Source organism: uncultured Polaribacter sp. (assembly GCF_947497125.1).
Classification (GTDB): Bacteria; Bacteroidota; Bacteroidia; order Flavobacteriales; family Flavobacteriaceae; genus Polaribacter.
This window is the reverse complement of record NZ_CANMFI010000005.1, coordinates 52165-70677: the sequence shown is the minus strand read 5'-3', so window position 1 is coordinate 70677 and position 18513 is coordinate 52165. Positions and strand designations below refer to the sequence as shown.

20 protein-coding genes are annotated in these 18513 nt (G+C 30.9%); 14 read left to right on the top strand and 6 right to left on the bottom strand.

Annotated elements, in window-relative coordinates:
• Nucleotides 1-807 precede the first annotated feature (807 nt).
• Together Q0678_RS08845 and Q0678_RS08840 are read right to left on the bottom strand one after the other, a co-directional pair.
• Complete coding sequence (locus Q0678_RS08845) at nucleotides 808-2856, bottom strand: pitrilysin family protein (RefSeq protein ID WP_299056783.1); 2049 nt, start codon at nucleotides 2854-2856, stop codon at nucleotides 808-810.
• A gap of 19 nt (nucleotides 2857-2875) precedes the next feature.
• Nucleotides 2876-4189 (bottom strand): pitrilysin family protein, encoded by a 1314-nt coding sequence (locus Q0678_RS08840; protein WP_299056780.1) that lies wholly within the window; start codon nucleotides 4187-4189, stop codon nucleotides 2876-2878.
• A gap of 237 nt (nucleotides 4190-4426) precedes the next feature.
• Here Q0678_RS08840 and rplU point away from each other — a divergent pair, with 237 nt between their 5' ends.
• The 11 genes from rplU (at nucleotide 4427) to Q0678_RS08785 (ending at nucleotide 13989) form a co-directional block, all read left to right on the top strand.
• Nucleotides 4427-4930 carry a 50S ribosomal protein L21 gene (gene rplU / locus Q0678_RS08835; RefSeq protein WP_299056778.1) on the top strand — a complete coding sequence of 168 codons (504 nt, stop codon included), beginning with the start codon at nucleotides 4427-4429 and terminating at the stop codon, nucleotides 4928-4930.
• Nucleotides 4931-4951: 21 nt separating this feature from the next.
• The gene (gene rpmA / locus Q0678_RS08830) at nucleotides 4952-5212 is read left to right on the top strand and encodes a 50S ribosomal protein L27 (protein ID WP_036824185.1); all 261 of its coding nucleotides are present in this window, start codon (nucleotides 4952-4954) and stop codon (nucleotides 5210-5212) included.
• 91 nt (nucleotides 5213-5303) lie between these two features.
• Nucleotides 5304-6554, top strand: a complete 1251-nt coding sequence (locus Q0678_RS08825) for a glycosyltransferase N-terminal domain-containing protein (protein WP_299056763.1) — start codon at nucleotides 5304-5306, stop codon at nucleotides 6552-6554.
• Nucleotides 6555-6572: 18 nt separating this feature from the next.
• A complete protein-coding gene (locus Q0678_RS08820; protein WP_299056760.1) occupies nucleotides 6573-7130 on the top strand; it encodes a YeeE/YedE thiosulfate transporter family protein in 558 nt (185 codons plus the stop codon).
• 12 nt (nucleotides 7131-7142) lie between these two features.
• Complete coding sequence (locus Q0678_RS08815) at nucleotides 7143-7556, top strand: YeeE/YedE thiosulfate transporter family protein (protein ID WP_299056757.1); 414 nt, start codon at nucleotides 7143-7145, stop codon at nucleotides 7554-7556.
• Complete coding sequence (gene moaA, locus Q0678_RS08810) at nucleotides 7557-8549, top strand: GTP 3',8-cyclase MoaA (protein ID WP_299056754.1); 993 nt, start codon at nucleotides 7557-7559, stop codon at nucleotides 8547-8549.
• 122 nt (nucleotides 8550-8671) lie between these two features.
• Nucleotides 8672-9928, top strand: coding sequence for a molybdopterin molybdotransferase MoeA (locus tag Q0678_RS08805; protein ID WP_299056751.1), 1257 nt, complete (start codon nucleotides 8672-8674; stop codon nucleotides 9926-9928).
• Nucleotides 9928-10401 (top strand): cyclic pyranopterin monophosphate synthase MoaC, encoded by a 474-nt coding sequence (gene moaC, locus Q0678_RS08800; RefSeq protein WP_299056748.1) that lies wholly within the window; start codon nucleotides 9928-9930, stop codon nucleotides 10399-10401. Before Q0678_RS08805 ends, moaC begins: the two co-directional genes overlap by 1 nt.
• Before the next feature lie 84 nt (nucleotides 10402-10485).
• On the top strand, nucleotides 10486-11658 hold the full coding sequence (locus Q0678_RS08795; protein WP_299056746.1) for an NTP transferase domain-containing protein: 1173 nt from the start codon (nucleotides 10486-10488) through the stop codon (nucleotides 11656-11658).
• Nucleotides 11659-11753: 95 nt separating this feature from the next.
• The gene (locus Q0678_RS08790; RefSeq protein WP_299057169.1) at nucleotides 11754-13163 is read left to right on the top strand and encodes an ATP-binding protein; all 1410 of its coding nucleotides are present in this window, start codon (nucleotides 11754-11756) and stop codon (nucleotides 13161-13163) included.
• Between the two features lie 49 nt (nucleotides 13164-13212).
• Nucleotides 13213-13989, top strand: coding sequence for an enoyl-CoA hydratase-related protein (locus tag Q0678_RS08785; protein WP_299056744.1), 777 nt, complete (start codon nucleotides 13213-13215; stop codon nucleotides 13987-13989).
• Between the two features lie 113 nt (nucleotides 13990-14102).
• On the opposite strand, the gene Q0678_RS08780 is transcribed toward Q0678_RS08785, so the two are convergent.
• Complete coding sequence (locus Q0678_RS08780) at nucleotides 14103-14678, bottom strand: hypothetical protein (protein WP_299056741.1); 576 nt, start codon at nucleotides 14676-14678, stop codon at nucleotides 14103-14105.
• 205 nt (nucleotides 14679-14883) lie between these two features.
• On the opposite strand from Q0678_RS08780, the gene Q0678_RS08775 reads away from it, so the two are divergent.
• Together Q0678_RS08775 and Q0678_RS08770 are read left to right on the top strand one after the other, a co-directional pair.
• A complete protein-coding gene (locus Q0678_RS08775; RefSeq protein WP_299056738.1) occupies nucleotides 14884-15756 on the top strand; it encodes an AraC family transcriptional regulator in 873 nt (290 codons plus the stop codon).
• A gap of 4 nt (nucleotides 15757-15760) precedes the next feature.
• Complete coding sequence (locus Q0678_RS08770) at nucleotides 15761-15934, top strand: hypothetical protein (protein ID WP_299056735.1); 174 nt, start codon at nucleotides 15761-15763, stop codon at nucleotides 15932-15934.
• Nucleotides 15935-15942: 8 nt separating this feature from the next.
• Here Q0678_RS08770 and Q0678_RS08765 read toward each other — a convergent pair whose 3' ends face one another.
• The 3 genes from Q0678_RS08765 to Q0678_RS08755 all read right to left on the bottom strand — a co-directional run bounded on the left by Q0678_RS08765 (nucleotide 15943) and on the right by Q0678_RS08755 (nucleotide 17352).
• Entirely contained in the window at nucleotides 15943-16602 is a 660-nt protein-coding gene (locus Q0678_RS08765; RefSeq protein ID WP_299056733.1) for an HD domain-containing protein, read from the bottom strand.
• Nucleotides 16602-16841, bottom strand: a complete 240-nt coding sequence (locus Q0678_RS08760) for a hypothetical protein (RefSeq protein ID WP_299056730.1) — start codon at nucleotides 16839-16841, stop codon at nucleotides 16602-16604. The genes Q0678_RS08765 and Q0678_RS08760 overlap by 1 nt, the downstream gene beginning before the upstream one ends.
• Nucleotides 16842-16941: 100 nt before the next feature.
• Nucleotides 16942-17352: a BrxA/BrxB family bacilliredoxin gene (locus tag Q0678_RS08755; protein WP_299056727.1), complete on the bottom strand. Its 411-nt coding sequence runs from the start codon at nucleotides 17350-17352 to the stop codon at nucleotides 16942-16944.
• A gap of 335 nt (nucleotides 17353-17687) precedes the next feature.
• Between Q0678_RS08755 and Q0678_RS08750 the strand changes: the two genes are divergently transcribed.
• Nucleotides 17688-18434, top strand: coding sequence for a TerB family tellurite resistance protein (locus Q0678_RS08750; protein WP_299056725.1), 747 nt, complete (start codon nucleotides 17688-17690; stop codon nucleotides 18432-18434).
• Nucleotides 18435-18513: the final 79 nt, after the last annotated feature.

Below are 18513 nucleotides of genomic sequence, written 5' to 3'. Positions count from 1 at the left end.
TAAACGTAAGAGAAATAGACAAAATTGTAAATACTCTTACATTAGTTTTTTACGTAATGTTTATCACTCTGAAAGGGTCTCATGCAAGAGTATTTCTTCATAGAGCCTTTATTTAGCCAAGAAGAAACAGGAAAATTAAGAGGAGATTTTCCAGTCAGCATTGTCATTTCGACGATAGTAGAAATTATCACTGTTATGTTACTTCTCCGTTGTCGAAGTGACAGGTGTTGCGGTTTAATATAAGGGTAAAGTATTGTCATTTCTTCCCAGATTTGTCATTTCGACGCTAGGAGAAATCCCATAAAGAAACACAGGTTCTCATTATCACTGTTATGTGACTTCTCTTTACAGTCGAAGTGTTAAGTATTGCGGTTTATTATAAGGGTAAAGTATTGTCATTTCTACCCAGCATTGTCATTTCGACGCTAGGAGAAATCATATAAAGAAACTCACGTTCTCATTATCACTGTTATGCGACTTCTCTCTACAGTCGAAGTGACAAGCGTTGCGAGTGAAAAAAGCAGACTAACTAAAATAAGAGTGTTTCTTCTCTTGAGGAAGATGGGATTCTCCTCCCTGTTTTGTCACGCTGTAAGCGTCTCATACAAACAAGCAATTCGTAAAAGTTTCTTGTAGAATTACAAATTGAACGAAAAGACTGTTTTTAAATGTTTGTGAATTTCTGTTTAAAAAAACGCCTCAAAACTCTTTAAAATAGCAAATAAATATGATTAGAAATTAGCAAATAAAAAAGAGTCAAAAAATTAATTTTGACTCTTTTTATGCTTGCTTTAATGTCCGTTCAGATTATTCAAAATCTGCATCAGAAACTCCTTCATTTATTTTGATTTCAGAAATTTTAAAATCTAAATTCATTGGGCCACTTTTTACACCAATTGCATGAGGGAATAAAATTCCATTTACTGCCTTGTAATCAGAAAATGTAGTAGGAATTTTTACCTCTTTTCCGTCAGGAGTTTTTACAGTTTTAACTTCTTTAATCTTTAAGCCAGATTTTAAGTTGTAAAAAACTTCAGTATCATTATATTTTAAAACAATAGCATTCTCGTTTTCAATTGGTTCAATTCTTATTAATTTTCCACTAGTGTATGCCAAGTCGTTAAAAAGAGCATTGCCTTTTGTAGCTTCAGATAATTGTTCTTCTGTCATAGGCATTTTATTACCTCTAGCTTCAGAGTAACCAGTTTTACCATTAAAAACGGTTTTTTGCATTACATTGCCCATCACAGAAATAGCTTGTGAACTTTTATTTTTATCACTTGCTTTCATGATCATCATTAAAGGAGTTCCTTGCACAGTTGCTTTAGAAACCATCATAATAGTTTTAACCGAATTTACCTTGTCTTCACCTCCAATAGCCATTATGTACTTATTAACAACATCTGCTGTAGTCATCCCATCAGGAATTGGCATTGTCATTTCTGGTTTTTCAGTAGCGTTTCCGTAGGCATCAAAATAGTTAATACGGTAGCCAGATTTTTCAAGATTACTTAAAACTTCTATTCCTTTTCCAGTAATTACTATTCTAGCATTATCTGCTTTAAAGTGCTTCAATGCTGCGTTTTGCACATCTTCTAAGGTAACTGCATTAATATTTTGAATGTAGTTTGCGTAAAAATCTTTTGGCAGGTTGTAACGTGCAATGTTAAGCGCATAACTTGCAGCAGTTCTTGGTTTTTGAACATCCATAACAAAGCTACCAATGTATTTTTCTTTTACATTTTTAAGCTCTTCTTCAGTAACTTTTTCAGTTCTTATTTTATTGATTTCTTTCTTAATCTCTACAACAGAACTGTCTGTAACCATATTTCTAACACTTGCTGTAGCTTTAAAACTAGCAGCATATCTATCTTGTTGGATGCTAGAGTAAGAACCGTACGTATACCCTTTATCTTCTCGTAGGTTTTGGAACAAACGCGCAGTGCCACCGCCACCAAGTATTTGATTTGCTAATAAAGTTGCGTAATAATCTTCATCACCTAATTTTAAATTGGTATTGTTGATTACTGCAATTTCTGATTGAACAGCATTAGACATGTTTATAAAATTAATTTCTGTAGCCGAAACATTTTCTGCAACAGGCATTTCTTGAGTAGGAATGGTTCCTTTATTCCAATCAGAAAATAATTTTTTCACTAATTTTTTAATTTCTTTCGGATTAATATCGCCTTCAATAATTAAATAAGCATTATTAGGTCTGTAATAATCTGTATAAAATTGTTTAACATCTTCTAGATTTATTTTAGTAACACTCTCTTTACTTGTAAACTCTCCGTAAGGATGATTTTTTCCGTAATTAAGAACATTTTCTACACGTCTAGCAATTGTAGTAACACTTTTTTCGTTAGATTTTATACCGTCTAAAGTTATTTTAACTTCTTTATCGAACTCTTCTTGAGAAAATTCAGAATTTTTAACTCCATCGGCCATCAATTCTAAAATTTCAGGAAAGTATTTTGCTAAAGAAGAAGCGTATGCACCACCGCTGTAAAAGTTAATATTAGCTCCTAAAAAATCTACTTTTTCATTAAATTCATCCTTTGTAATAGACGCTGTGCCTCTTCCAAGTAAACTACCCATCATGCCAGATACTCCAGCAATATCACCTTCAAATACAGGTTTGTTATCAATGGTCAAATTAGCCGATGCTCTTGGTAATTTATGGTTTTCTACCATAATTACTCGCATTCCGTTTTTTAGTTTAAATTCTTTTGCTTTACCAAGTTTTACTACCGGATCTGGTCCTGGCTTAGGCATTTTACTTCTATCTATTTGTGCGTTTAAAGCAAAAGACATGGTTACTATTGCTATTAACGATAAAATTTTTGTTTTCATAATTAGTGTGTCTTTTGATTTATTTTTTCTTTGGAAGGTATTCTAAAATTAAACGTTGGTTAGGGTTTAAGTATTTTTTAGCAACCTCTCTAATATCTTCTCTGGTAATAGATCTGTAGATTTCTATTTCTGTGTTAATTAAGTTTGTATCTCCGTATAAAACATTGTAACGTGCTAAAGAATTTGCAATCCCTTCTACGCTAGAGTTAGAGTTTACATAGTTGTTTTCAAACTTATTTTGCAATTTTTGATAATCCTTTTCAGAGATTAATTCAGTTTGCATTTTTACAATTTCTTCATCTATTTCTTTAACAATATCATTTAACTTAGTTTCACCTTGTGGTAAACCATATACAATGTATGTTCCGTAATCTTCTTGGCTTAGGTTTATAGCACCAACCTGAAGAGTCATTTTTTTAGTATCTACTAATTTTTTGTACAAAACAGAACTTTTTCCAGAACTTAAATAAGATGAAATCATGTCTAAGACTCTAGAGTCTCTTGTTTTCATTGAAGGTGTTCTGTAAGCGGTAATAATAGCTGGTATTTGTATGTTTGCATCATACGCCTTTGCATTGATAGGGCTTGTTATAGGGTCTTCTTTTGGGAAGCTTCTAGTAATGTCTTCGCCTTTAGGTATTGGTCCAAAATAAGCCTCAACCATTTTTTTGGTATCTGCAATATCAATATCACCTGCAACCACTAAAGTAGCGTTGTTTGGTACATAGAATTTTTTATTAAAAGCCAAAAACTCTTCTAGGGTAGCATCATCTAAATGTTGCATTTTTCCAATAGTAGTTCCTTTATAAGGGTGTTTTTTAAACATATTTAATTTTACATTCTCTAAAAAGCCACTGTATGGTTGGTTGTCTACACGTAATCTCTTTTCTTCTTTAACAACCTCGTTTTGTGTATCAACACCATCTTGCCCAATTACAGGGTGAAGTAAACGTTCAGATTCTAACCAAAGGCCTAATTCTAATTTGTTTGATGGAAAAACTTCATAATAGTAAGTTCTATCATCTGTGGTATTCGCATTATTTTTACCACCATTAGAGGATACTATTTTAAACCATTCTCCTTTTTTAATGTTTTTAGTTCCTTCAAATAGTAGGTGCTCAAAAAAGTGCGCCATTCCGGTTCTGTCTGGTTGTTCATCTTTAGCTCCAACATGATACATTACAGAGGTAGTAACGACAGGTGCAGAGTTGTCTTTGTGTAAAATAACGTGCATGCCATTAGAAAGGTCATATTCTACAAATGCTACTTTTTGTGCATTTGATGAAAATGAAACCAAAAAAGCAACAGCTAGTAATAGAAAACTTTTTTTCATTGATTTTTTTTTTAAATTTATGATTATATATAAACCAAAAATAAAATAATAGAATTAAAATAACGTTAAAGAATATAAAAAATTTATTTAAAGCAGTTTTTGTGTTTTTTAGTAAAACCTTATTTTTGAATTATAAATTAAAGTTTATTGTTAAATACTAAAAAAGATGTATATTTGCATCCGCATTTTCATTAGGTTAATGCAAAATATTTACTAATAATACGCAAAACAGATAGTATGTACGCAATCGTAGAGATGGCAGGGCAGCAGTTTAAAGTTGCAAAAGACCAAAAAGTATACGTTCACCGTTTGCAAGGAGAAGAAGGATCAAAAGTTGTTTTTGATAATGTTCTTTTACTTGATGACAAAGGAAATGTAACAATTGGCGCCCCAGCTATAGAAGGAGCTTCAGTAACAGCTCAAATTTTAAGTCACCTTAAAGGTGATAAAGTAATCGTTTTCAAGAAGAAAAGAAGAAAAGGTTACCAAAAGAAAAACGGACACAGACAGTATTTGACAGAGATTAAAATTGAGTCTATTGCTGCTTCTGGTTCTAAAAAAACAACTGCTAAAAAAGCTGCTCCAAAAAAGGAAGCTGCTCCTAAAGCAGAGGTAAAGGCAGTCTCTAAAGATTTTAGTTCTATGACTGTTGCTGAATTAAAAGCTGCTGCTAAAGAAGCTGGTGTTAAAGGATATACTTCTTTAAAGAAAGCAGAATTAATAGACGCATTAACTAAGTAATAATCTTTAAAACTCAATAACATGGCACATAAAAAAGGTGTAGGTAGTTCGAAGAACGGTAGAGAGTCAGAATCAAAACGATTAGGCGTAAAAATATTTGGAGGACAAGCTGCAATTGCAGGTAATATTATTGTTCGTCAAAGAGGTACAACTCACAATCCAGGTGAAAACGTTTACATGGGTAAAGATCATACTTTACATGCTAAAGTAGATGGTGTTGTAGAATTCCGTAAGAAAAAAGACAATAGATCATATGTTTCTATAACTCCTTTTGAAGTTTAAGAAATAAAATATCTTATATTTAAAACGCTCAAACATTGTTTGAGCGTTTTTTTATGCCTTTATTTTCTACCGAATTTGTATTTTTACAAGAATGAATTTATTATACAACTTTTTTGTTTTTTTAGTAGCTAGTTTACTGCCGGTTGTTACTTTTTTTAATCAAAAAATAAAGCTTTTTGTAACGGGTAGAAAAGAAACATTTTCGAAGCTGTCTTTATTAAAAGGAGAACCAACTATCTGGTTTCATGTTGCTTCTTTGGGTGAGTTTGAGCAAGCAAGACCTATCATCGAAAAAATCAAGAAAAAATATCAAACGCATAAAATTTTAGTCACTTTTTTTTCTCCCTCTGGTTATCAAATCAGAAAAAATTACGATTTAGCAGATGTTGTTTGCTATTTGCCTTTAGATAGTAAATCTAATACAAAAAGATTTGTATCGTTAGTAAAGCCAACCCTAGCGGTTTTTGTAAAATATGAATTTTGGCCCAACCTATTAAATGAGTTAAAACAACAAAATGTTACTACTATTTTAGTTGCTGGGATATTAAGAAAAAATCAGATTTTTTTTAAGTCCTATGGTGGTTTTATGAGAAATTCTTTAAAAGCGTTTCATCATTTTTTTGTGCAAGACGAAAACTCTAAAGATTTACTAAATTCTATCAATTTTAAAAATGTAACTGTAGCTGGTGACACCCGTTTTGATAGGGTGTCAAAAATTATAACACAAGATAATACACTTCACTTCATAGAAGAATTTAAAGAAGGTAAATACACTTTAGTTGCAGGAAGTACTTGGGTAGACGATGAAAAATTATTAGTAAATTATATCAATAACAACGCAACTAATGATGAGAAATTTATCATAGCTCCGCACAATATCAAAAGAGAAGCAATTTTAGAGTTGCAAAAATCGATTGTTGCAAAATCGGTCTTATATTCTGATAAAAAAGATAAAAATTTAAAAGAATACAATGTTTTTATAATCGATACGATTGGTTTATTAACTAAAATATATGCAGCAGCAGATGTTGCATATGTTGGCGGAGGTTTAAAAACAGGTTTACATAATATTTTAGAACCTGCAACTTTTGGTATTCCTGTAATTATTGGAAATAACTATAGTAAATTTAAAGAAGCAGTAGATTTGGTTAAAATTGGAGGTTGTGTTTCTATTGAAAATCAAGTGGAATTTAATAAAACTCTTATCAACTTTAAAAAAGATGATAATTTTAGAAAGCTAACAGGTGTTATTAATAATAGGTATATTAAAGATCACTTAGGTGCCACAGAATTAATAATGAATTATATAAATGAATATTTGGTTAGCAATAGGAAACCCTAAAAATAATAGAAAATAAATATGGATTTTATACTACAACCTTGGCCATGGTTTATTGGCGGACCTTTAATAGCAATTTCATTATTGCTTTATTTTTACTTCGGACAAAATTTTGGGGCGTCTACTAATTTTGAAACCTTATGTACAATGTCTGGTGCCGGAAAAGTATCTGATTATTTTAAGAAAGATTGGAAACAAAGAGATTATGCACTATTATTTATTGTTGGTTTAATTATTGGTGGTTTTATTACAGAAGGATATTTAATTCCGGATCCAACCATCGATTTAAATCCAGATACGATTCAAGAATTATCTGATTTAGGATTTTTGAATGTTGCTTCTCAATATTTTCCAGATGAAATTTTTAGTACCGAAGTAGTCTTTTCTTTAAAAGGATTTTTAATACTTATTGTTTCAGGTATTTTTATTGGTTTTGGTACTCGTTACGCAGGTGGTTGTACCTCTGGGCACGCAATTACCGGTTTAAGTAGTTTGCAATTTCCTTCATTATTAGCAGTTATTGGCTTTTTTATTGGTGGTATTATAGCTACCTGGTTTTTAATACCAATTTTATTTTAAAATAATATAGAAATGAAAAACATCAAATTTTTAATACTCGGTATATTTTTTGCAATTGTTTTAAGTAAAACACAAGCCATTTCTTGGTATCGTTTTTACGAAATGTTTACTTTTCAATCATTTCATATGTTCGGAATTATTGGAGGAGCAGTCCTTGTTTCTGCAATTTTTATGCAACTCTTTAAAACAGGGAAAATAAAAGATATAAATGGTCATAAGATTACTCCAAAACCAAAGAAAAAAGGATATATAAGCACACTTTTTGGAGGCGCACTTTTTGGTTTAGGCTGGGGTATTTCAGGCGCTTGTGCTGCACCTATTTTTGTTATTTTAGGTTTCAAATTAGTACCTGCTTTAATTTTATTATTAGGAGCGCTTATCGGTACATTTTTGTACGGTGCCATTAGTAAAAAATTACCCAACTAAATGAGTACACTAGTAGACTCTTTTGGAAGACAAATTAACTATGTTCGTTTAGCGGTAACCGATCGCTGTAACTTACGTTGCCAGTATTGTATGCCTGCACATGGTATTGATATTGTACCAAAACAAGAGCTATTAACGTTTAAAGAAATGTATCGTGTAATTCGTGTGTTAACAGAATTGGGTGTTCATAAAATTAGATTAACTGGTGGAGAACCTTTTGTTAGAAAAGATTTTATTGGATTTTTAGAAATGTTATCCTATAACGATTTGTTAGAAGATATTAATATAACTACCAATGGGGCATTGATTTCTAATCATATTGATACCTTAGAGAAGTTAAAAAAGGTAAAAAACATCAATCTTAGTATTGATAGTTTGCAAGCAGAAACATTTAATAAAATAACACGTAGAAATGTTTTTGATGAAGTTTTTAAAACCATGGAATTGCTAGAAAAAAGCAGCATGAATTTAAAACTGAATGTTGTTGTGCAATCTGGCATAAATACCAATGAAATTAATGATTTTGTAGCCTTAACAAAAGATAAAAACATTGCAGTAAGATTTATAGAAGAAATGCCCTTTAATGGAAAAGGACAACGTGAAATGCAGGAAAGTTGGAATTATAATAAAATTTTAAATGAAATAAAATCTGAGTTTGATGTTGCTGAAATTCAATCTGAAAAATCATCTACTTCACGTAATTTTTCAATAGAAAATCATAAAGGTACTGTTGGTATAATTCCGGCATTTACAAGAACAATTTGTGGTGATTGTAACCGAATTAGAATTACATCTACCGGAACTTTTAAAAACTGTTTGTTTGATGATGGTGTTTTTAATTTAAGAGATTTTATTAGAAACGGAGCCTCTAATGACGATTTAAAAGAACTTTTTTTAAGTTTGGTAAAAAAGAAACCAGAAAATGGTTTTATAGCTGAAGCAAACCGAACAAAAGGGGATGTTTCTGAAAGTATGAGTACGATTGGAGGGTAAAATGTTTATTTGATTAATCGTGTAACTGTTTAAACAAATAACGAAATGTCATTCCCGATAAATCGGGAATCCATAGAAACTATATAAATAGATTCCTGTCTACGCAGGAATGACAAAAGAAAATGATTTCAGTAAAAGAAGCTTTACAAACAGTACTAGATTCAGCCCAAGATTTTGGAGTTGAAGAAATTCCGTTTATCAATTCTGTAGGAAGAATTTTAAAAGAGAACATTGTTGCCGATAGAGATTTTCCGCCTTTTGATAGAGTTTCTATGGACGGAATTGCAATAGATTATTCGAAATTCAAAAACGGACAAAGAGTTTTTAAAATTGAAGGAATTCAAGCTGCTGGAAGTGCTCAAATTTCACTTCAAAATTCAGAAAATTGTTTAGAGGTAATGACAGGTGCCGTGTTGCCAAAAAACACCTCTGCTGTTATTCGATATGAAGACCTAGAAATTGCAAATGGGGTTGCAACAATTCAAATAAATGAAATTAATAACCGCCAAAACATTCATCAAAAAGGAAAAGACGGAAAAGTTGGCGACCATTTAATTAAAGAAAATACTGTTATTTCTGCAGCAGAAATTGGTGTATTGGCAACCGTTGGAAAATCAAAAGTAAAAGTAGCCAAACAACCAACAGTAATGATTGTTTCTACAGGAGATGAATTGGTTGGTGTTGATGAAATTCCGTTAGCATATCAAATAAGAAGAAGCAATGTTTTTACTTTGGTTTCTTTGTTAGAAAAACTAAAAATACCTTCTGAAACTGCTCATATTACAGATGACAAATCCATTCTAAAAGAGAAAATAGAAACCTATTTGCAAACCTATGATGTGTTGCTTTTTAGTGGAGCTGTTAGTAAAGGGAAATTCGATTTTTTACCAGAAGTTTTGAATGAGTTGGGTGTAGAAAAATTATTTCATAAAGTAACACAAAGACCTGGAAAGCCTTTTTGGTTTGGTGTTTTTGATGTTTTTAACTTAATGAAAGAGAATGTTTGTCAGGATGCGAAAAATAGTAGAGATACTAAAAATAAAAAGAATACAGTTGTGTTTGCATTTCCTGGAAATCCAATTTCTACATTTGTAAATTGTTTAGCGTATTTTTATCCTTGGTATTACAAGTCAGTAGGAGTTAAACAGCAAATAGAAACCGCAATTTTAGCCGAAGATGTTCATTTTAAACCAAACTTAACCTATTTTTTACAAGTAAAATTAAGTGACCGATTTGGGCATTTAATTGCAACTCCATTTTCGGGTAACGGTTCTGGAGATTTAGCAAGTTTGGTAAAAACAGATGCATTTATGCAATTGCCAAAAGATACAACTACATTTAAAAAAGGGGAAAGTTACCCAATTATAAGATATAGATAATGAGTGAATTCAGTCATTTAAATTCCAAAAACAATCCTAAAATGGTAAATGTTTCTGATAAGAAAATTACCAAAAGAACTGCCATTGCAAAAGCAAACATGTTTTTAGGGGCCGAAATAATTTCTCATTTTACAAACGATGAGTTAATCACAAAAAAAGGCCCTGTTTTTCAAACCGCAATTATTGCCGGAATTCAGGCAGTGAAAAAGACTTCTGAATTGATTCCGATGTGCCATCCATTATTAATTAATGGTGTTGCAATTGATATTGATATTGTAGATTTAGAAAACATAGAAATTATTTGCGAAGTAACAATTGAAGGGAAAACAGGTGTGGAAATGGAAGCCTTAACTGGTGCAAATATTGCTTGTTTAACCATTTATGACATGTGTAAAAGCATCAGTCAGAAAATGATTATTAAAGAGGTGAAATTGTTAGAGAAAACTGGTGGAAAATCTGATATTAAAAATTAAATGTCACCCTAATCGGAGTCGAAAGGTATTAGTCCTCGACTGCGCTCGAACAGACAAAAAGATACTGAAACAAATTTAGCATAAATGAGTAAACACAAAAAACATACAAATTTAGAAAGACGAAACAACGCTACTTTTGCAACCAACGAATTGGTTTTCTTGGGAACAAAATGTGGAGTTATTGCAGATTTGGTTCATAAAGTTTCAGAGAAAATAGCTAATTTTAAATTGGCATATTTTGATGCTTCGCACGCAAAATCTCTCGACTCCGCTAGAGATGACAATTATCGGTTATCTGAATACGTTTTTCATCACGAAGGTAATGTTCAAATATCAACTTCTGGAAACATCAATAAATTTCAACAACGATTAGATTTTGCCCAATTTGACTGTGTATTTATCAACGGAAATCATTATACAGGCTCTAAACAAGTGGTTTTTTTAGATATAGAAAAAGAAGCATCCATTAATAAAAGAATTGACCAAATTTCTGAGATTGAATTTTTCATCAAATTGTCTAAAGATGTTGCTCCTTTTCAATCTATAAAAGATAAATTTCCGAATTGGAAAGAGATTCCGCAATACGAACTTTCTGAGATTGAAAAAATTACAAATCATATTTCTGGATTGCTAGAAAAAACAATTCCGAATGTAAAAGGTTTGGTTTTGGTTGGTGGAAAAAGCACCAGAATGGGAGCCGATAAATCGCAATTAAATTATTTTGGTAAACCACAAAAAGAACATGTAAAAGAGTTGTTAGAAAACAATAATTTGGAAACGTTTTATTCGGTTAGACCTTTCGACTATGCTCAAGTTGACAAAAAGGAAATTGATGTCATTTCGAGCACAGCCGAGAAGTCTCAAGAAATTCCAGATGTTTTTTTAAATCTTGGTCCTTTTGGGGGCATTTGTTCTGCGTTTCAGAAAGACCCAAATTCGGCTTGGTTGGTAATGGCAACAGATGTTCCTTTTGTAGATGAAGACGTAATTCAATTGTTGTTAAAAAATAGAAATCCATCTAAAGTTGCAACTGCAATTAAAGGAAAAGGAAAGGAATTTGTAGAGCCATTAATTACAATTTACGAACCAAAAGCGTATCCTATTTTATTACAATATTTAGCGCAAGGGTATTCGTGTCCAAGAAAAATGTTAATCAATTCTTATGTTGAAATTATTGAAATAGAGGATGCACTAATTCGAAATATTAACACACCATTGGCATTTAAAGAGGCATTAAATGAACTAAATAAGTTGTAACTTTAAACACTTGTAAATAAATTTTTAACATAAATAAAGTAAAAAGTTTGATTGGTTTTAAAAACATATCTTTAAGAATTCGTATTTTTTTATCGATGATTCTATTGGTTTTATTGGCATCTATACTAATATTGGTAGTTACAGTTTATCAATATGACGAGCAAACCAAAGATTATAACATTCAGCGTTTCGAACGAAAAGAGTCTACAACAAAACAAACCATAGAGCTCGAGTTAAAAAGTAAAACTACGTATCAAGTAAATACAGAAAATTTAGCTAAAATCTTTAAAGAGCGTATTTATGAGATATCTACAATTAATAGTTTAAATATTTCTATTTATGATCTTAAAGGTAACTTATTAAAGACTTCTATTGCTGCAGCTTTCGAAAAAATTGAGTTGCCACCTATACCAAAAGATATTATTAAAGAGTTGTCTCAGAATTCGAACCATAAAATTTTAAAAGCTAGCGAACAAAATGGTATTGGTTATCAGTCTTCATATTCATACATTCATGATGCAAAATTTAATAGAATTGGTATTTTAGAATTGCAATTTACCCAAGACAATTCTGAAATAGAAAAAGAGTTAAGAGAGTTTATTTTAAGGTTAGGAATAGTCTATATATTGATGTTTTTAATTGCAATTTCGTTTGCCTATTTTTTGTCTAGTTATATAACTAGATCAATTATAACTATTTCTGATAAAATGCAGCAAACGCGATTAAACAAGCGTAATGAAAAAATTATCCTAAACAATGCAAGTACAGAAATTGAGGTTTTGGTTGAGGCCTACAATAGTATGATTGATGAGTTGCAAGAAAGTGCCGTTAAATTGGCAAAAAGTGAGCGAGAACAAGCTTGGCGAGAAATGGCAAAACAAGTTGCCCACGAAATTAAAAACCCGTTAACTCCTATGCGTTTAACAGTTCAAAGTTTCGAGCGAAAATTTGATCCAAAAGACGCCAACTCTAAAGAGAAATTGGCAGAATATAGCGAAACTTTAATTCAGCAAATAGATGTTATGAGTTCGATTGCTTCTGCATTTTCTGATTTTGCAAAAATGCCAACTCAAAAAAGAGAAAAAATAGAAGTAATTGGTGTGGTAAAAATGGCTCTAGATATTTTTAATGAAGATTACATAAAGTACCTGCCAAAAGAGCAAGAATTATTTGCCAATCTAGATAAAACACAGTTGATTAGAATAGTAACAAACTTGGTTAAAAATGCAAATCAGGCTATAGAGAATACAAAAAATCCGCAGATAGAAGTAACCGTTTTATCCGAAGGAAATCGAATAAAAATTATAGTTTCTGATAATGGTAAAGGGATTTCTGAAAATGTAAAAGATCTAATCTTCGAGCCAAAATTTACAACTAAAAGTAGCGGAATGGGATTAGGCTTAGCAATGATTAAAAATATTATAGAAGCTTATGATGGTTCAATTTCTTTTACTTCAACAGAAGGTATTGGTACTGTTTTTATTGTAATTATTCCGAAAACATAAATAATTAATCATCATCTTTAGTGAGTTTTAAAGATTAAAAAATAGAACAATGAATTTCGAAAACATATTAGTATCCGCAGAAAAAGGAATTGCAACGATAATCATAAATCGTCCAAAAAAATTAAATGCTTTAAACAAACTTACCATACAAGAATTAAGTGAGGCTTTTACTATTTTAGAATCAGAGAACTCTATAAAAGTAATTTTGTTAATTGGTAGTGGAGAAAAAGCGTTTGTTGCTGGTGCAGACATTGCCGAATTTGCGCATTTTACATCATTAAAAGGAGCAGAACTTGCACAGATAGGACATGAAACACTTTTTAATTATATAGAAAACTTATCGAAACCTGTCATTGCATTAATCAATGGTTTTGCTTTAGGTGGCGGTTTAGAGTTGGCGATGGCTTGTCATTTTAGGATAGCGTCTGATAACGCAAAAATGGGTTTACCAGAGGTTTCTTTAGGGGTAATACCAGGTTATGGCGGCACACAGCGTTTGCCGCAATTGGTTGGTAAAGGAAAAGCGTTCGAATTAATTATGACTGCGGGGATGATTTCTGCAGAAGAAGCTAAATATATTGGTTTGGTAAACCACGTTGTGCCTTTAAATGAGTTGCTTTCTTTTGCAGAGAGTATTGCTAATAAAATTATAAGAAATTCTTCATCTGCAATTGGTGCTGCAATTAAAGCCGTAAATTCTGGGTTTAATAATGATGAGAATGGGTATGATGTAGAAGTAGAAGCTTTTGGCGCATGTTTTGAAACACCTGATTTTAAAGAAGGCACCACAGCTTTTTTAAATAAAAGAAAGCCAAAATTTGAATAATAGGCATAAAAAAAAGCGAGTCTGATAAGGCTCGCTTTTTGTCATCAAATTACGGTAATACTTTGATGCGCTAACTAACTAACTAACTAACTAACTAACTAACTAATTAAATTTTAAAGTAAAATTTCTTTTACGTATGTTCTATTATCAGAACTAGCAACTACTTTATATGTACCTATTTCGTTGTTTGATAATTTATAAATTCTTTCTAATTTTTTTGATCCTTCTACTGTTTCAGATAAAATAATTTCATCGTTAAAGTATATGACAACTTTAAGTGGTTTATTATTAAAAGATAATTTAGAAACATACAAGATGTTTTTCGAGTTTCTAATTACAGGTTTAAATATTTTTTCGGTAGTATTTTCTGATATTGTAACAGTTCCGTCTTTTATAGAAAGTGTTTTAATTATAATTTCGAAATCTTTATTTAATTCTGCAGTGTATAATCCGTCGTTTAATGCAGAAAAATTAAACATTTTTGCATAATTACCAGAGGTTTTAACTTTACCAGAATAAATTAAAACACCATTGTTGTCTTTAATTACAATTGTATGACCTTTTTTAACATTTTTGAATTCAACTTTAATGTTTTTAGAGTTGTCAAGGCTTGTTTCTTTCTCTGATGCAGATGTGCTTATCGCAAAAATTAATAATACTGCAAAGCTGATTTTTTTTAACGTTTTCATTTTTTTAATTTTTTGATGTTTAATTACAAGGCAAAATTAGTTGAAAAGCAAACTCAAGAAAACATCAGAATTGGCAAATTTATATTCTAAATTATCACATACGCAGAATAAAATCACACTATCTGTTAATATGGTATATAATTTTGGTAATTTTATACACTTTCTTTTATTTTTGTATTGTAACTTTGCAACTAAATTATATAGAATGATACACCAAAAACCAACTTTAGAAAAAATTAGTCCAGATTTTGGAAGTTCAATTTTGGTAAAAAAGCATACAGAGTTTTTAAAGCAGATAAAAGCATTTTGGCATTTTCATCCAGAAATAGAATTAGTATACGTAAATAAGGGAAAAGGAAAACGACATATAGGTAACCATTTGTCTTATTTTAATAATAGTCAATTGTTGTTAATCGGTTCTAATTTACCTCATAATGGTTTTACAGATCGTTTAACTACAAATGGTTCGGAAACACTGATACAGTTTACTCCCGAGTTTTTAGGAAAAGCTTTTTTTGATGTCCCAGAAATGAAACCTATTAGTATTTTGTTTGAAAAGGCAAAAAAAGGCATACTTTTTGGCGTTAAAACAAAACAAAAAGTAGGACTAAAAATTGAAAAAATTTCAGAAAAAAAAGGGTTTAAACAAATATTAATTTTACTAGAAATACTGCATACTCTTTCTAAGGCAGAAGACTATACACTTTTAAATGCAGATGGTTTTGCATTTGAAGCTCAGCCACAAGATAATGAGAAGATAGATGTTGTTTTTAAACACATTAATGATAATTTTACAAGACACATTGCATTAGAAGAAATTGCAGACTTGGTAAGCATGACAGTGCCAGCTTTTTGTAGGTTTTTTAAAAAAACAACCTCTAAAACATTTACAAAATTAGTAAACGAATATAGAGTTGTGCATGCTACAAAGCTATTGTCTGAAAGTAATATTAGTATTGCAGATGTATCTTTTGAATGTGGTTTTAATAACTTTTCTCACTTTAATAAATTATTTAAAGAATTTACAGGCAAGCCAGCTTCTAAATATAGAAGTGAAATGTTAAACTTAATTCAGTAAACAGATGCAAAGTACTATTGATAAAGTGTTAGAATATTATACCTTTAAAAGCAATAAGATTTTAAATGAGATAAATGCAAGCAGCACCTTAACAGTAGACGAAATTATTGAAAAAGGAAAAAAACTAAAAGAGTTAGAATTTAAAATTACGGCTTTGGAAGTTGCTAAATCAGAGTAATTTTTACCTTAGCTAATACCATTCCATTCGTTATGGAATTGATCTAAAAATTGCTTCATAAACAAATGCCTATTTGTTGCAATTTGCTTTCCTGTCTTAGTGTTCATTTTATCTTTTAACAATAACAATTTTTCATAAAAATGATTGATAGTTGGAGCTGTAGATTTTTTATACTCCTCTTTGGTCATTTTTAAATTAGGAGCAATTTCTGGATCATATAAAGCCCTGTTTTTAAAACCACCATAATTAAAACATCGAGCAATGCCAATAGCACCAATAGCGTCTAATCTATCTGCATCCTGAATTACATCTAACTCAGCAGATGTAAATTTTGTTATAGAAGACAATGAAGATTTAAAAGAAATAAAATTAATAATATTTTCTATGTGCAATATAGTAGCTTCATCTACCTGCTCATTTTCTAAAAATTCCCTTGCCATTTTCGGGCCAATAGTTTCATCACCATCATAAAACTTCGCATCTGCAATATCATGTAGCAAAGCACCTAATGCAACAATAAATTCGTCAACATTTTCAGTTTTAGCAATTAGTTTGGCATTATTTAATACTCTTTGTATATGAAACCAGTCATGCCCGCCTTCAGAATTTTTAAGTGTTTTTTTTACAAAAGCTTCAGTATTTTTTAAGACGCTATCTTTATCTGTCATTATTTTCTTTTAACAAGTTCATTTTTAATTCTTTTATACTCCATGTACATATAAATTGCCATCGGAATAAAAAATAGCGGTAAAAATGTATTAAAAGAAACTCCATTCTCATAAGTACTGATTACAGCCAAAACTCCCAATAAAATTATAACACCAATTTTTAGGATCAATAATTTTTTCTGAGTTTTTAATTTTTTAACAAGTTCTTCTTTAGAATAGGTAGAAAGTATAGATGGCATAATGTGTTATGTTTTAGTAAAAGTAAAAAAACCACGCAAATTGCGTGGTTTTTATCGAATATTATTTTAAAGTCCCTTTTTTTAGAAAGGATTTATAAGATTAACAAAACTCTTCGTAAGCTTGTGCTAAATTCTGCGCAATCATTTGAGCAGATCTACCTTCTATATGATGACGCTCTAACATGTGCACTAAATTACCATCTTTAAATAAGGCAATTGCAGGAGAAGACGGTGGAAAAGGCACCATAAATTCTCTTGCTTTTTGTGTAGATTCTTTTTCTACACCTGCAAAAACAGTCGTTAAATTTGTAGGTTTTTTATCTGCCTGTAAAGATGCAATTGCACCTGGTCTTGCAGTACCTGCAGCACAACCGCACACAGAGTTAACCATAACTAAAGTAGTTCCTTTTAATGACATTGCTTCAGTAACATCGTCACTGGTATATAAAGCTTTAAAACCTGCATTCACTAACTCGTCACGCATTGGTTTTACTAATTCTTCTGGATACATATTTTATCTATTTAAAATGCAAATATAAGTATTTGTTTTGCAAAATTCAACTGAATTCCATAGAGAACTTACGATAGAAACATCAATAAAATTGATACCTTCTTTTTTAGGGCGTGTCTATTTTTTGTGTAATTCTATTTCGCTATTGCTTCATTAAATCACACAAAAAATCGTCAGGCTTTTCGCACTCGCTTCACGCAAAAAAAGCGTGAGAGCTTAAACAAATGCTACAATCCTTCACGCAACTTAGAAATATAAATTAGCTGTAAATAATTATAACAAACACGTTCTTATCTCTAGAACTTTGTAAATTAGCGGCACAAAAATTAGATAAAATGGCAAGTTTTACCAAATGGTTAGGAGCAGGATTAGGATTTACACTTTTTGGACCAATAGGAGCCGCAATAGGTTTTGTAGTTGGTAATTTTGTAGACGGATTTTCTAAAGAAGATCTTTTAAAAGAATTTCAAGAAAACCAAAAAAGAACAGCAAATAGAAACTCACAGTCTGGCGATTTCGAAATCAGTTTACTAATCTTAGCCTCTGTAATAATTAAGGCAGATGGTAAGATAGATCAGCGAGAACTCAATTTTGTAAGAACTCAATTTGTGGGTATGTATGGTAAAGAGCGTGCAAATAATGCGTTTAAATTATTTAAAGGCATTATTAAAAAAGACATTTCTGCATATCAAGTATGTGCGCAAATAAGACAGCACATGCCGCATGCATCACGTTTGCAATTGATGCATTTTTTATTCGGAATTGCAAAAGCAGATACGCGTGTTAGTGAAATTGAAGTTAATGAAATTAGAAAAATTGCAGGTTATTTAAATATCAATTCACATGATTTTGAATCTATCAAAGCCATGTTTTTCGATAGCACTGACAATGCCTATAAAATTTTAGAAATCACAAAGTCTGCATCTAATGACGAGGTGAAAAAAGCCTACCGAAAAATGGCTAAAAAATACCATCCAGATAAAATTATTGGTTTAGGTGAAGAGCATTTAAAAGGCGCAAAAGAAAAGTTTCAAAGCATACAAAATGCCTACGAGAATATAAAAGCCGAAAGAGGTTTTTAAAATGTGTTGGCATGTTTAAACCTACAATTTTTAATAGCGATGTTACTTTGTAATTTTGAGGCTTTCAACTCATAAAAAT

Excerpts from the sequence above, each read along its gene's own strand:
- Q0678_RS08845 (WP_299056783.1), bottom strand. The coding sequence starts at position 2,856 with ATGAAAACAAAAATTTTATCGTTAATAGCAATAGTAACCATGTCTTTT.
- Q0678_RS08840 (WP_299056780.1), bottom strand. The coding sequence starts at position 4,189 with ATGAAAAAAAGTTTTCTATTACTAGCTGTTGCTTTTTTGGTTTCATTT.
- rplU (WP_299056778.1), top strand. The coding sequence starts at position 4,427 with ATGTACGCAATCGTAGAGATGGCAGGGCAGCAGTTTAAAGTTGCAAAA.
- rpmA (WP_036824185.1), top strand. The coding sequence starts at position 4,952 with ATGGCACATAAAAAAGGTGTAGGTAGTTCGAAGAACGGTAGAGAGTCA.
- Q0678_RS08825 (WP_299056763.1), top strand. The coding sequence starts at position 5,304 with ATGAATTTATTATACAACTTTTTTGTTTTTTTAGTAGCTAGTTTACTG.
- Q0678_RS08820 (WP_299056760.1), top strand. The coding sequence starts at position 6,573 with ATGGATTTTATACTACAACCTTGGCCATGGTTTATTGGCGGACCTTTA.
- Q0678_RS08815 (WP_299056757.1), top strand. The coding sequence starts at position 7,143 with ATGAAAAACATCAAATTTTTAATACTCGGTATATTTTTTGCAATTGTT.
- moaA (WP_299056754.1), top strand. The coding sequence starts at position 7,557 with ATGAGTACACTAGTAGACTCTTTTGGAAGACAAATTAACTATGTTCGT.
- Q0678_RS08805 (WP_299056751.1), top strand. The coding sequence starts at position 8,672 with ATGATTTCAGTAAAAGAAGCTTTACAAACAGTACTAGATTCAGCCCAA.
- moaC (WP_299056748.1), top strand. The coding sequence starts at position 9,928 with ATGAGTGAATTCAGTCATTTAAATTCCAAAAACAATCCTAAAATGGTA.
- Q0678_RS08795 (WP_299056746.1), top strand. The coding sequence starts at position 10,486 with ATGAGTAAACACAAAAAACATACAAATTTAGAAAGACGAAACAACGCT.
- Q0678_RS08790 (WP_299057169.1), top strand. The coding sequence starts at position 11,754 with ATGATTCTATTGGTTTTATTGGCATCTATACTAATATTGGTAGTTACA.
- Q0678_RS08785 (WP_299056744.1), top strand. The coding sequence starts at position 13,213 with ATGAATTTCGAAAACATATTAGTATCCGCAGAAAAAGGAATTGCAACG.
- Q0678_RS08780 (WP_299056741.1), bottom strand. The coding sequence starts at position 14,678 with ATGAAAACGTTAAAAAAAATCAGCTTTGCAGTATTATTAATTTTTGCG.
- Q0678_RS08775 (WP_299056738.1), top strand. The coding sequence starts at position 14,884 with ATGATACACCAAAAACCAACTTTAGAAAAAATTAGTCCAGATTTTGGA.
- Q0678_RS08770 (WP_299056735.1), top strand. The coding sequence starts at position 15,761 with ATGCAAAGTACTATTGATAAAGTGTTAGAATATTATACCTTTAAAAGC.
- Q0678_RS08765 (WP_299056733.1), bottom strand. The coding sequence starts at position 16,602 with ATGACAGATAAAGATAGCGTCTTAAAAAATACTGAAGCTTTTGTAAAA.
- Q0678_RS08760 (WP_299056730.1), bottom strand. The coding sequence starts at position 16,841 with ATGCCATCTATACTTTCTACCTATTCTAAAGAAGAACTTGTTAAAAAA.
- Q0678_RS08755 (WP_299056727.1), bottom strand. The coding sequence starts at position 17,352 with ATGTATCCAGAAGAATTAGTAAAACCAATGCGTGACGAGTTAGTGAAT.
- Q0678_RS08750 (WP_299056725.1), top strand. The coding sequence starts at position 17,688 with ATGGCAAGTTTTACCAAATGGTTAGGAGCAGGATTAGGATTTACACTT.